The sequence below is a fragment of the Duganella rhizosphaerae genome, assembly GCF_040364205.1.
In the GTDB taxonomy this organism is placed as follows: Bacteria; Pseudomonadota; Gammaproteobacteria; order Burkholderiales; family Burkholderiaceae_D; genus Rugamonas; species Rugamonas rhizosphaerae.
On record NZ_BPWK01000011.1, the window covers coordinates 134,097 to 147,465 of the forward strand.

Here is a 13,369-nt window from a genome sequence, read left to right on the forward strand (position 1 = left end):
GGAGACACTCAAAGCATGGAACAATATTCCCCAGCCGTCCCGATGTCGGGCGGCCAGACGCAGACCGGCGGCAATACCGGTCCGCTGATCATCGTCACCATCCTGTTCTTCATGTGGGGTTTGTTGACCTCCCTGAACGACGTGCTGATCCCGCACCTGAAGGCGGTCTACACGCTGACCTATGTGCAGGCGATGCTGGTGCAGTTCTGCTTCTTCGGCGCCTACTTCATCGTCTCGCTGCCGGCCGGCATGCTGATCCGGAAAATCGGCTACCAGAACGGCGCCGTCGCCGGCCTGACCATCGCGGCCGCCGGTTGCGCCTTGTTCTACCCGGCGGCGACCAGCGGCTACACGCTGTTCCTGATCGCCTTCTTCGTGCTGGCGGGCGGCATCACCATCCTGCAGGTGGCGGCCAATCCTTACGTGACGGTGTTGGGCGATCCGCAGACGGCGTCGAGCCGCCTGACGTTGACCCAGGCCTTCAACTCGCTGGGCACCACCGTGGCGCCTGCGCTGGGCGGCATGTTGATCCTGGCCGGCGGCGTGATGAGCTCCGCCGACATGGCCAAGCTGACCACCGAGCAGCTGGCGGCCTACCATACGACCCAGGCGGCCAGCGTGCAAGGCCCGTATCTGGTGCTGGCGGCGGCCTTGCTGGCGCTGGCGGTGCTGTTCGCGCTGGCGCGCCTGCCGAAGATCGTCGACGCCGAACAGGCTAACGGCGAAAGCGCCGGCTGGTCGGCCGTGCTGCAACACCGTCATCTGGTGCTGGGCGCGGTGGCGATCTTCCTGTACGTGGGCGGCGAAGTCAGTATCGGCAGCTTCATGATCAACTTCATCGGCGATGCGAAAGTGGCCGGCCTGTCGCCGGCCGACGCGGCGCCCTTCGTCAGCTACTACTGGGGCGGTGCGATGGTGGGGCGCTTCATCGGCTTCGCCGTGATGCGCTACGTTAGCCCGGGCAAGGCGCTGGCCTTTAACTCGGCGGCGGTGATCGCGCTGGTGCTGATCGCGATCTTCACCGGCGGTAAGCTGGCGATGTGGGCGATGCTGGCCGTTGGCCTGTTCAACTCCATCATGTTCCCGACCATCTTCTCGATGGCGTTGAACAAGCTCGGTCCACTGACCGGCCAGGGTTCGGGCGTGCTGTGCATGGCCATCGTCGGCGGTGCACTGGTGCCGTTCGCGCAAGGCCTGCTGGCCGACACCATCAGCCTGCAGATGTCCTTCCTGGTGCCGGCGGCCTGCTACACCTTCATCCTGTACTTCGGCCTGAAATACGCCGGCATGTATTCGGCGGAAGAGTAAAACTGCCGGGGGGGCTTGTGTGGAACGTCGTCAGACGTTCCCGCCCCCCTGGATGTTAAACAAGGTGTCTTCGCCATCATTGTTCACGGTGACCCAATAGATCACGTCAAGAGCGTTTGGCACCCGTATTCTTTTTTCTTTGGTGAAATTTGAAACTTCGAGGCTGCCGGGGGCGATGGGATTTGCCATAATCCACTGGGCGCCAAAATCCTCGCTGTTCCCCAATGTAAGCCAAACGCGAACGGGCTCCGAACCGATGCTGAAGGGGCCATCGCTTGGTTGTACGTTATTGAATGCCATAAGAAGTCCTTTCCAAAATGACGACGAACACGAACCTACTTTTTGGCCCGTGGTGAGTGTTCAAGAACGTCGGAACCAGGTGGAAGTCGGTGATCGAGCATCGCGCGCAGGCGCTGCTCGGGATTGAGCGCCTTCAGTTGTTCAGGAACTTCGACAACCTCGACTCTCTGGCCGGGGAGCGCGCCCAAACCGCATGACGATCCGCCGGATGGAGACGCGCCGGGATCAGATGTTTCCGGCGCAACTTCAGGTGCGGCATGCGCCGCGGCGACTACTTGCCCCTTCTCATTTACTACGACTATCATTTTCATACATGTCTCCTTGAGTAGTCTCTAAGAGTCTAGTACGACGCGACACACCACCTTTGACTTTGCACAAATCGCCCGGTACGCAGAGCCGGCGGATATATTTTTGGATTTTTGATCTGGCGCATGGATATGGTGCTTTTGGGTAACGTGCGGCATTTTTGACAAGACGACCCGCACTATCATGGCAACTTGTTTTCACGAAAAGGGCACTGCCATGAGCAATACCATCAAAGCATATCTGGTCGGCGGCGGCATCGGTTCGCTGTCCGCAGCCGCCTTCATGATCCGCGACGGCGGCGTCGAGGGCCGCAACATCACCATCTTCGAGGCGATGCCGCTGGCCGGCGGCAGCCTCGATGGCGGCGGCAACGCGGACACCGGCTACACGCTGCGCGGCGGCCGCATGCTCACCACCGACAACTACGAATGCACCTGGGAGCTGTTCAAGAGCATCCCCTCGCTGGAGCACGAAGGCCAGAGCGTCTACGACGAAACCGTCGCCTTCAACGACATGCACAAATCGCACTCGCAGGCCCGCCTGGTCGACCGCAACCGTTTCCGCGTCAACGTGACGTCGATGGGCTTCAGCATGCAGGACCGCACCGAGCTGCTGGCGCTGGCCGAAGCCGACGAAGAAAAACTGGGCAACAGCGCCATCACCGACTGGCTGTCGCCGGAATTCTTCGACACCAAATTCTGGTACATGTGGGCCACCACCTTCGCCTTCCAGCCGTGGCACAGCGCAGTGGAGTTCAAGCGCTACCTGCATCGCTTCATGATGGAGTTCTCGCGCATCGAAACGCTGGCTGGCGTCAAGCGCACCGTCTACAACCAGTACGATTCGCTGGTGCGGCCTTTGCAGCACTGGCTGCAACAACAGGGCGTGCAGATCGTCCGCAACTGCAAGGTCGACGACATCGAGTTGCTGGAGGAGGGCGGGACGCTGACCGCGACCGCGTTGAAATGCACCCGCAACGGCGAGGCCACGACCATCGCCGTCGCCCCGCACGACCTGGTGTTCTTCCAGAACGGATCGATGACCGACGCCTCCAGCTTCGGCAGCATGCACAGCGCGCCGCCCAAGCTGGACAAGCGCGACAGCCAGGGTTGGGCCTTGTGGGAAAAGCTGGCGGTGGACCGTCCGCAGTTCGGCAATCCTGCGGCCTTCAATGCCAGCATCCCGGAATCGTGGTGGGAGTCGTTCACGGTCACGCTGAAAGACCCGGCCTTCTTCGACAAGATGGAGCAGTTCAGCGGTAACGTCGCCGGCACCGGCGGGCTGGTGACGTTCAAGGATTCGAATTGGCTGATGTCGATCGTGCTGGCCCACCAGCCGCACTTCGCCGGCCAGCCGGAAGGCGTGCAGGTGTTCTGGGGCTATGCACTGCACCCGGACCGCGTCGGCAATTTCGTCGCCAAGCCCATGGCCGATTGCACCGGCGAGGAGATCCTGCGCGAACTGTGCGGCCATCTGAATTTCGACATGGAGATCATGGCCAAGGCCAACTGCATCCCATGCCGCATGCCCTATATCACCAGCATGTTCATGCCGCGCTTTAAGAGCGACCGTCCGCTGCCGGTGCCGGCCAACTCGCGCAACCTGGCCTTTGTCAGCCAGTTCGTTGAAGTGGCGGAGGACGTGGTGTTCACCGTTGAATACTCGGTGCGGGCGGCGCAGATGGCGGTGTACCAGCTGCTCGACATCAAGCGTGAAGTGCCGCCCGTCAGCCACCACGACCAGTCGCTGAAAGTGAAACTGGACGCGCTCGTGAAAGCTTTCAAATAGACGGCTATACTCTCCGTGTCCACCACACGGGGAGTGTCCATGATTGCCGGCATCGGAAGGAAACACTGGTTCGCGTTGATCGTCTTGCTGACCATGTCGGCGCACTATGCGTACTTCCGCGTGCCGTTCATCGCCAACGATTATGGCCGCAACATGGTCGACTGGCCCTTGTTGGGCGATCTGCTGGTGACCTTCCCGCTGCTGTTCTACTTCATGTTTCGCCCGTCGTGGAAGGCCTTCCTGCTTAAATGGCTGGTGTTTGCGATGGCCGGATTCGCCTTCGGCAGCCTGATTATCCCCGACGGCAGCAAGGACCTGTGGCGCGGCATCGAGCGGCTTTGGCCGCTGCTGGCGGTGGCGCAGGGGGCGCTGGAGCTGTTCCTGCTGGTGTACATGGTGCGCCGGATCAAGACATTGATGCGCCTGAGCGGCAACGCCGACGAGGCGTTGGCGAGCGCCATCCACGGCCGCTTCGCCGACACCGGCTTCGCGCCGTTCGCGCTGTTCGAGGCGCGGATCTGGTACTACGGCTTGTTCATGCGGCGCGGCGAGCAGCTGCGCTTCGCCGGCCAGCAGCACTTCAGCTACGACAAGAACGACGGCAACGTCTCCAACCAGTTCGCCTTGATCATGGTGATGCTGTTCGAGATGCCGCTGTCGCACCTGATGCTGCACCTGGTGGCGATGCGGCCGGTGTTCGCGTGGGTGGTCGATGTGCTCAGCGTGTGGTCGGTGCTGTACCTGGTGGCGGAGTACCGGGCCAGCCAGTGGCGGCCGGTGTCGCTGGACGAGAAGGCGATCCTGATACGCTATGGCGTGTTCGCCTCCGACCGCGCGGTGCCGTACCATCTGATCGAATCGGTGACCCGCTGCAGCAACGACATCCGCCGCCAGCGCGGCCTGCTGCGCTACCGCCAGTTCGGCAGCATGAACGTGGAGCTGCGCCTGAAGCCCGGTAGCAAATTACTCAATGCCTTCGGCCGCGCACAGCCAGTCGAGCGCATCTGCATCAGCCTCGACAAGCCCGACGCCTTCATCGACGCCGTGCGCGCCCGGCTGGCGAAATCAGGCTAGAACACCCATCAATTTTCGCGCATGGGTGTTACCATGGCCGCTCACCAGGAGTCTTATGCCCAATGAACTCCCCGCCAGCGCCGATGGCCTGCATCAACTGACACTCGATGGACTGGCCTTGCATGGCTGGTCGCAGCAGAACCTGTTTTTATCCCATGATTTGACGCTGGCCCTGGCCGCCGAATGCCGCGCCGGTGCGGCCGCCGGCGTGCTGGCGCTGGCCGCCGTCGGACGCGGAACAGCGCAGGCGGTGCGCAGCGATATCCGCGGCGACCGCATCCTGTGGCTGGAGGCCGGTCAGTCCGCAGCCTGCGATAGTTATTTGGCCGTGATGGAGAGCTTGCGCCTGGCGCTGAACCGGGAATTCTTCCTGGGCCTCGACAGCTACGAAAGCCACTTCGCGCACTACGCTCCCGGCGCTGCCTACCACAAGCACCTGGACCGCTTTCGCGACGACGACCTGCGCACCGTCTCGGTGGTGATCTATCTGAACCCGGATTGGAAAGTGGAGCAGGGCGGCGCGCTGCGTGTGCATCCGCTGAACGCGCCCACCTGCGACATCGCGCCGATGGGCAGCCGGCTGGTGCTGTTCATGTCGGCCGACATGCCGCATGAAGTGCTGCCGGCCACGCACGACCGCCTGTCGCTGGCCGGCTGGTTCCGCCGCCGGCCGCACTAAATTACGCTTACAGGAAGCGGTCGAGGATCTTCTTGCTGTGCTTGTCCAGTTCGCGCACGTCGCGGATCAGGTAGTGGATGCCGTGGATGTCGGAGATCAGCAGCGTGTCCACCGTCAGGCGGCGGATGTCTTCCTCGCCGCGCAGCACGAACTCGGTGTCGCCGCGATCGGTCGCCACCGACCAGGTGCACGGCGTGGCGAAACTGGTCACGCTGTTGATGCGCGCAATCTCCGGCATGAACTCGCGCCCCTCCAGCTCCTCGCGCACCAGCTGGCCCACGGCCGCCGGCAAGTCCTCAATGCGGTCGATCCAGCCCACCTCTTTACCGTCGGTGCTCACCAGCGCGATGCCGTCGTCCGGCGCCTGCACCGGGAAGGCGCGCACCGGCGCCACGCTCTCGTGCACTTCGCCCTCGGCCGTGGTCAGCACCAGGCGGCCGAAGGGATTGCGTGTCAAATTAAAATTCGTCGTCATATTCTTGTTCTCTTATTCTTTGCTGCCGCTGTCGTCGAGATCCGTGTCGACGTTGCGGGCCTGCGCCTGATACAGGCGGAAGTAGGCGCCTTCGCGCGCCATCAGGTCGTCGTGCGGACCTTCTTCCACCACCACGCCGCGGTCCAGCACCACCAAGCGGTCCGCCTTCTGCAGTGTGGACAGGCGGTGCGCGATCGCGATCGTGGTGCGGCCTTGCACCAGGTTTTCCAGCGCGCGCTGGATTTCTTTTTCAGTCTCGGAGTCGACCGAGGACGTGGCCTCGTCGAGGATCAAAATCTTCGGATCGATCAGCAACGCGCGCGCGATCGAGATGCGCTGGCGCTCGCCGCCGGACAAGCCCTGTCCGCGCTCGCCCACCATCGAATCGTAACCCTGTGGCAGGCGCAGGATGAACTCGTGCGCATGCGCGGCGCGCGCGGCGGCGATGATCTCGGCGCGCGTCGCTTCCGGCTTGCCGTAGGCCAGATTCTCGGCGATGGTGCCGAAGAACAGGAACGGCTCCTGCAGCACCAGGCCGATGTTGCGGCGATAGTCCGACACCGCGAACGAGCGGATGTCCACGCCGTCGAGCATGATCGCGCCTTCCGATACATCGTAGAAGCGGCAGATCAGGTTGACCAGCGTCGACTTGCCGGAGCCCGAATGGCCCACCAGGCCGATCATCTCGCCGGCCTTGATGTCGAGCGAAATGCCGCGGTTGACGGCGCGGTTACCGTAGCGGAAGCCCACTTCGCGCAAGGTGATGTTGCCGTCCACCTTGGCCAGCTTGACCGGGTTCACAGGCTCCGGCACCGACGACACGTGATCGAGGATGTCGAAGATGCGCTTGGCGGCCGACGCCGATTTCTGCGTCACCGAGACGATGCGGCTCATCGAATCCAGGCGGCCGTAGAAGCGGCTGGAGTAGGCGATGAAGGCCGACAGCACACCGACCGTGATATGTCCCTTGGACACCTGGTAGATGCCGAACACCCAGATCACCAGCAAGCCCAGCTCCGTCAGGAAGGACACGGTCGGCGAGAACAGCGACCAGATTTTATTGAGCTTGTCGTTGACCGCCAGATTGTGCTTGTTGGCGGTGCGGAAGCGCGACGCTTCGCGCGACTCCTGCGCGAACGCCTTCACCACGCGGATGCCGGGGATGGTATCGGCCAGCACGTTGGTCACTTCGCCCCACACGCGGTCGATCTTTTCGAAGCCGGTGCGCAGGCGGTCGCGCACCACATGGATCAGCCACGCGATGAACGGCAGCGGCAGCAGCGTGAACAGTGCCAGCCACGGATCGATCGAGAACAGGATCACGCCGGTCATGATGATCATCAGACAGTCCGACGCGAAGTCCAGCAAGTGCAGCGACAGGAACACGCAAATGCGGTCGCTCTCGCTGCCGATGCGCGACATCAAATCGCCGGTGCGCTTGCCGCCGAAGTATTCCAGCGACAGCCGCAGCAAGTGGTCGTAAGTCTCGGTGCGCAGGTCGGCGCCGATGCGCTCCGACACCAGCGCCAGCACATAGGTCTTGCCCCAGCCCAGCACCCACGCCAGCACCGCCGACGCCACCAGGCCGGACATGTACAGCGCCACCAGCGAGGCATCGACCGGCTGCCCGTTCTGGTAGGGGATCAGCACCTTGTCCATCAGCGGGATGGTCAGGTAGGGCGGGATCATGTGCGCGCCGGTCGACAGCAGCATCAGCGCGAAGCCGAAGCCCAGCGGCAGCTTGTACGGCTTGGCGAAGCGCCACAGGCGGAACAAGGTCCAGGTCGACGGCGGCGTGTAGACCACCTTGGTGCAGATCGGGCACTCTTCCTGTTCCGGCTCCAGCGGCGCCTTGCAGCTCGGGCAGACATTCTTTTCCTCGCGCGCCACCGGCACACCCAGCGCATGGCTGTCGCGGTGCGCGCCGAATTGCTCGACCAGGCGGATCGCATGCAGGTTCTGGCCCAACGTGAAGCGCCAGGCGCCCAGGCGGCCGCCGTTGTCGACCAGCTCCAGATGGCCGACGCCCGCGTGGTCGTGGTGCTTCAGCGCCAAGTCCTTAGCGAAAGGCCAACGTTGCCAGTCGCTGCGGCCCGGCGCGCGCGCCAGCACGCCGCGTTCGGTGACGAGAATTATCCCCTTGGAAAAACGAAGTTGTTCATCCAGGTCAACCTCCAGGGCACTTACAACGTTTTCCCCTTGGGAAAGTTGTGCCTGTATCTCGGAACGCCAGCGTTCAGGAAGCTCGCTCTGGCTGGAGTTGGAGGAAAGTTGTTCTGTTGTCATCGTGCTGCGTACTCCGGTGGCGAAAAGGTGGAACAAAGGTGGAACTAGTAGGTGTTGCGGCTGATATAAGTGCTTTATTTACGGTATTCTGTCATTGGTTACATCCTTGACAGAAATCAAGAATAACCAGTGTTTTGTTGGCGGCAAGTATAACGCACGCGCAGGGTGGGCCAAATGCAATTTGGCCGCAGGCGGTGGTACAGAGGTTAAAATACGGCGCGGGCTGGCCACGGCTGATAACAAAGATACAAGAATAGAAACATGACCAAGAAGAAAGACATAGAAGTTCTCCGCGTAACCCATTTGCGCGGACCCAACATCTGGACCTATCGCCCGGTGATCGAGGCGTGGCTGGACATTGGCGAACTGGAGAAATTTCCCTCGAATTTGTTGCCTGGCTTGTATGAGCGCCTGACCGCGATCCTGCCGGGGCTGATCGTCCACCGCTGCGGCGTGGGCGAGCACGGCGGCTTCCTGGAGCGCCTGCGCGATGGCACGTATGCCGGCCACATCCTCGAACACGTGGTGCTCGAACTGCAAAACCTGGCCGGCATGAAAACCGGCTTCGGCAAGACGCGCCAGATCGGCGACGGCACCGGCCTGTACAAGATGGCCTTCCGCACCCGCCAGGAGCAGGTGGGGCGCGCCGCGCTGGCCGCCGGCCGCGACCTGCTGATGGCGATGATCGAAGACAAACCCTACGACCTGGCCGCCACCATCATCGACCTGACCGACCTGGTCGAGTCGGTGTGCCTGGGCCCGAGCACCGCCAACATCGTCGACGCCGCCACCGTGCGCAAGATCCCATCGATCCGCCTGACCGACGGCAACCTGGTGCAGCTGGGCCACGGCGCCATGCAGCGCCGCATCTGGACCGCCGAAACCGAAGAGACCAGCGCCATCGCCGAAGGCATCGCCAGCGACAAGGACTTGACCAAGTCGCTGCTGGCCTCGTGCGGCGTGCCCGTGCCCGAAGGCGAGCTGGTCACCAGCGCCGAAGCGGCGTGGGAAGCGGCGCAGGACATCGGCGTGCCGGTGGTGGTCAAGCCGTACGACGGCAACCACGGCCGCGGCGTGTCGCTGAACCTGATGACCGAAGCCGACGTCACCGCCGCCTACGCGCTGGCCGCGCGCAAGGGCGACAGCAAGAGCGTGATCGTCGAGCGCTTCATCGCCGGCAACGAACACCGCCTGCTGGTGGTGGGCAAGCGCCTGATCGCCGCCGCCGCCGGCGAATCGCTGTGGGTCACCGGCGACGGCAAATCCAACATCATCGAGCTGGTCGACGACCAGATCAACACCGATCCGCGCCGCGGCACCACCGAAGACTCGCCGCTGAACGCGCTGGCGCCTGAACACGGCGCCGAGATCATCCTGGAGCTGGAGCGCCAGGGCATGACCGCCTACTCGGTGCCGCAGGACGGCCAGAAAGTGCTGATCCAGCCGAACGGCAACGTCGCCTTCGACGTCACCGACCAGGTGCACCCGCAAGTGGCCGCGATGGCCACGCTGGCCGCGCGCGTGGTCGGCCTGGACATCGCCGGCATCGACGTGGTGGCCTCCGACATCTCGCGCCCGCTGCACGAAACGGGCGGCGCCATCATCGAAGTCAACGCCAGCCCGGGCCTGCTGGCCCACCTGAAGCCGGCCAGCGGCGAGCCGCGCAACGTCGGCGAAGCCATCGTCGACCACCTGTTCGCGCCGGACGAAGGCGGCCGCATGCCGATCGTCGGCATCACCGGCAAGCACGGCGCCACCATGGCCTCGCGCCTGATCGCCTGGCTGCTGCAAATCAGCGGCAAGAAGGTCGGCCTGGCCTGCGCCGACGGCCTGTTCGTCAACGGCCGCCTGCTGCCGCGCGACGGCTTCAGCGACTGGGAAACCGGCGAACGGCTGCTGCTGAATAAAAATGTCGAAGCCGGCGTGTTCGAAGCCAGCGCCCGCATGATCCTGACCGAAGGCCTGGCCTACGACAAGTGCGCGGTCGGCGTGGTCACCGACGTCAGCGACTTTGAAGACGTCGGCGAGTTCTACATCGACAGCCACGACAAGCTGTACGGCGTGCTGCGCACCCAGGTCGACGTCATCCTGCCGAGCGGCGTGGCGGTGCTCAACGCCGCCGACGCGCAAGTGGTCGACATGGCCGACCTGTGCGACGGCGAAGTGATCTTCTACGGCGTCGACGAGCACCTGGCCGCCATCGCCGAACACCGCCAGGACGGCAAGCGCGTGGTGTTCCAGCGTACCGACCGCATCGTGCTGGCCCAAGGCTACGACGATGTCGCCAGCCTGCCGCTGTCGCCGCTGGTGCCGCCGGAAGCCGTGCTGGCCGCGATCGCCGCCGGCTGGGCGCTGGGCCTGTCGCCGGAGCTGATCGGCGCCGGCCTGCGCACGTTTGATGCGAACCCAAAGCGAACTCATCACTGATACATCACGGAAAGAACAAGCAGATTTATGGAAGTCATCCGCACCCGCGCCCTTCGCGGCCCGAATCTTTGGAGCCACCACACGGCGGTGGAAGTGATCGTATCGTGCCCGCCCGAGGAGCAGTCGATCGCCACGCTGCCCGGCTTCGAGCAGCGCCTGCACGCGCGCTTTCCCGCCATCGGCGCCCTGCAAACCACCGGCCACACCGACGCCGTGCCGCTGGCGCGCGTGCTGGAAGTGGCGGCATTGAGCCTGCAAGCGCAGGCCGGCTGCCCGGTCACCTTCAGCCGCACCACGGCCACGCTGGAAGACGGCATCTATCAAACCGTGGTCGAGTACAGCGAAGAAGCGGTCGGCCGCCTGGCGATGACGCTGGCGCACAACCTGATCAACGCGGCCCTGGCCGACACCCCGTTCGACCTGACCGGCGCGCTGAACGAACTGCGCGACCTGGATGAAGACGTGCGCCTGGGCCCGAGCACCGGCGCCATCGTCAGCGCCGCCGTCGCGCGCGACATTCCGATCCGCCGCCTGACCGAAGGCAGCATGGTGATGTTCGGCTGGGGCTCGCGCCAGCGCCGCATCCAGGCCGCCGAAATGGACAGCACCAGCGCCATCGGCGAATCGATCGCGCAGGACAAGGAACTGACCAAAAAGCTGCTGCACGCGGCCGGCGTGCCGGTGCCTATCGGCCGCTCGGTGGAAGACGCGGAAGACGCCTGGGCGGCCGCGCTGGAAATCGGCCTGCCGGTGGTGGTCAAGCCCAAGGACGGCAACCAGGGCAAGGGCGTCACGGTCAACGTGATGTCGAAGGAGCACCTGGAGAAGGCCTTCCACACGGCCAAGGAATTCCGCGACGACATCATGGTCGAGCGCTACCTGCCGGGCCACGATTATCGCCTGCTCGTCATCGGCAACAAGCTGGTGGCGGCCGCGCGCCGCGATCCGCCGCAGGTGGTGGGCGACGGCGTGCACACCGTGCGTGAACTGGTCAACATCGTCAATGCCGACCCGCGCCGCGGCAGCGGCCATTCGACCTCGCTGACCAAGATCCGCTTCGACGACATCGCCCTCGCGCGCCTGGCGCTGCAAGACCTGGAAGCCGATTCGATACCGGCCAAGGGCCAGCGCGTCATCCTGCGCAACAACGCCAACCTGTCGACCGGCGGCACCGCCACCGACGTCACCGACGACGTGCACCCGGAAGTGGCGGCGCGCGCGGTGGAAGCGGCGCAGATGATCGGCCTCGATATCTGCGGCGTCGACGTGGTCTGCGACGGCGTGTTGCAACCGATCGAGAACCAGCGCGGCGGCGTGGTCGAAGTCAACGCCGCTCCCGGCCTGCGCATGCACATCGCGCCGTCGTTCGGCAAGGGCCGCGCGGTCGGCGAAGCCATCGTCAACACCATGTTCGCGCCGGGCGAGAACGGCCGCATTCCCGTGGTGGCCGTCACCGGCACCAACGGCAAGACCACCACCGTGCGCCTGATCGCCCACCTGCTGACCGCCAGCGGCCTGCGCACCGGCATGACCAACACCGACGGCGTCTACATCGAAGGCCGCCAGACCGACAGCGGCGACTGCAGCGGCCCGCGCAGCGCGCGCAACGTGCTGCTGCACCCGGACGTCGACGCGGCCGTGTTCGAGACCGCGCGCGGCGGCGTGCTGCGCGAAGGCCTGGCCTTCGACCGTTGCCAGGTTGCCGTCGTCACCAACATCGGCAGCGGCGACCACCTCGGCCTGAACTACATCACCACGGTGGAAGACCTGGCCGTGTTGAAGCGCGTGATCGTGCAGAACGTTTCCGAGAGCGGCTTCGCGGTGCTGAACGCGGTCGATCCTATCGTCGCCGGCATGGCGGCCACCTGCCGCGGCAAGGTGATCTTCTTCGGCGCCGAACGTGGCCATCCGGTGATCGCCACGCACCTGGCGCAAGGCTGCCGCACCGTGTACGTGGAAGACGGCCATGTGGTCGCCGCCGAAGGCAAGAACGCGCAGCGCATCGCGCTGTCGGAAGTGCCGATCACCCGCAACGGCGCCATCGGCTTCCAGGTGGAGAACGTGATGGCGTCGGTCGCCGCCGCGTGGGGCGTGGGCATCAGCTGGGACGCGATCCGCCTCGGCCTGAAAACCTTCGCCAACGATTCGGACAACGCGCCGGGCCGCTTCAACGTGTTCGACTACAAGGGCGCGACGCTGATCGCCGACTATGGCCACAATCCGGACGCCATCCTGGCGCTGGTGCAGGCGGTGGAGACCATGCCGGCCAAGCGCCGCTCGGTGGTGATTTCCGGCGCCGGCGACCGCCGCGACCAGGACATCACGCAGCAGACGCAGATCCTTGGCCGCGCCTTCGACGACGTGATCCTTTACGAAGACGCCTGCCAGCGCGGCCGCGTGGACGGCGAAGTGGTGGGCCTGTTGCGTTCGGGCCTGAACGGCGCCCCGCGCACCACGCACATCCAGGAAATCTACGGCGAGTTCCTCGCCATCGACACCGCCCTGGGCCGCCTGAAAGAGGGCGACCTGTGCCTGATCCTGGTCGACCAGGTCGAGGACGCGCTGGCGCACATCGCCAAGCGCATCGCCGAGGCATAAAAACCCGTGAGGCCTGGCGCCCCGCGTGAACACCGGCCTGCTGGCCGGTTTTTTTTCGCCCCGATCCTGTGACATTTCGTGACATTGCAATCGGGCGCGGGATTCCTGCGGTCAATGGGATAATGCCA

10 protein-coding genes are annotated in these 13,369 nt (G+C 64.4%); 6 read left to right on the forward strand and 4 right to left on the reverse strand.

Features of this window, described 5'->3' with window-relative positions; all coding sequences use genetic code 11:
• The first annotated feature begins 15 nt into the window (after positions 1-15).
• Positions 16-1,308 carry a sugar MFS transporter gene (locus tag RUGAMON1_RS22280; RefSeq protein WP_445232595.1) on the forward strand — a complete coding sequence of 431 codons (1,293 nt, stop codon included), beginning with the start codon at positions 16-18 and terminating at the stop codon, positions 1,306-1,308.
• A gap of 30 nt (positions 1,309-1,338) precedes the next feature.
• On the opposite strand, the gene RUGAMON1_RS22285 is transcribed toward RUGAMON1_RS22280, so the two are convergent.
• Both RUGAMON1_RS22285 and RUGAMON1_RS22290 read right to left on the reverse strand, forming a co-directional pair.
• Positions 1,339-1,608 (reverse strand): hypothetical protein, encoded by a 270-nt coding sequence (locus RUGAMON1_RS22285; protein ID WP_445232596.1) that lies wholly within the window; start codon positions 1,606-1,608, stop codon positions 1,339-1,341.
• Between the two features lie 35 nt (positions 1,609-1,643).
• Positions 1,644-1,919, reverse strand: coding sequence for a hypothetical protein (locus RUGAMON1_RS22290; RefSeq protein WP_445232597.1), 276 nt, complete (start codon positions 1,917-1,919; stop codon positions 1,644-1,646).
• 211 nt (positions 1,920-2,130) lie between these two features.
• On the opposite strand from RUGAMON1_RS22290, the gene RUGAMON1_RS22295 reads away from it, so the two are divergent.
• Genes RUGAMON1_RS22295 through RUGAMON1_RS22305 form a run of 3 tightly spaced genes read left to right on the forward strand, consistent with a single transcriptional unit; the run spans position 2,131 to position 5,455 of the window.
• Positions 2,131-3,702 carry an oleate hydratase gene (locus RUGAMON1_RS22295; RefSeq protein WP_445232598.1) on the forward strand — a complete coding sequence of 524 codons (1,572 nt, stop codon included), beginning with the start codon at positions 2,131-2,133 and terminating at the stop codon, positions 3,700-3,702.
• A 39-nt stretch (positions 3,703-3,741) separates the two neighbouring features.
• On the forward strand, positions 3,742-4,776 hold the full coding sequence (locus RUGAMON1_RS22300) for a hypothetical protein (protein WP_445232599.1): 1,035 nt from the start codon (positions 3,742-3,744) through the stop codon (positions 4,774-4,776).
• A gap of 55 nt (positions 4,777-4,831) precedes the next feature.
• Positions 4,832-5,455, forward strand: coding sequence for a 2OG-Fe(II) oxygenase (locus RUGAMON1_RS22305; protein ID WP_445232600.1), 624 nt, complete (start codon positions 4,832-4,834; stop codon positions 5,453-5,455).
• Between the two features lie 7 nt (positions 5,456-5,462).
• On the opposite strand, the gene RUGAMON1_RS22310 is transcribed toward RUGAMON1_RS22305, so the two are convergent.
• Positions 5,463-5,930: a cyanophycin metabolism-associated DUF1854 family protein gene (locus RUGAMON1_RS22310; RefSeq protein ID WP_445232601.1), complete on the reverse strand. Its 468-nt coding sequence runs from the start codon at positions 5,928-5,930 to the stop codon at positions 5,463-5,465.
• Positions 5,931-5,942: 12 nt separating this feature from the next.
• Positions 5,943-8,216 (reverse strand): cyanophycin metabolism-associated ABC transporter, encoded by a 2,274-nt coding sequence (locus tag RUGAMON1_RS22315; RefSeq protein ID WP_445232602.1) that lies wholly within the window; start codon positions 8,214-8,216, stop codon positions 5,943-5,945.
• Between the two features lie 261 nt (positions 8,217-8,477).
• Between RUGAMON1_RS22315 and RUGAMON1_RS22320 the strand changes: the two genes are divergently transcribed.
• Both RUGAMON1_RS22320 and cphA read left to right on the forward strand, forming a co-directional pair.
• A complete protein-coding gene (locus RUGAMON1_RS22320) occupies positions 8,478-10,643 on the forward strand; it encodes a cyanophycin synthetase (protein WP_445232603.1) in 2,166 nt (721 codons plus the stop codon).
• Between the two features lie 27 nt (positions 10,644-10,670).
• Positions 10,671-13,241: a cyanophycin synthetase gene (cphA, locus tag RUGAMON1_RS22325; protein ID WP_445232604.1), complete on the forward strand. Its 2,571-nt coding sequence runs from the start codon at positions 10,671-10,673 to the stop codon at positions 13,239-13,241.
• Positions 13,242-13,369 lie beyond the last annotated feature (128 nt).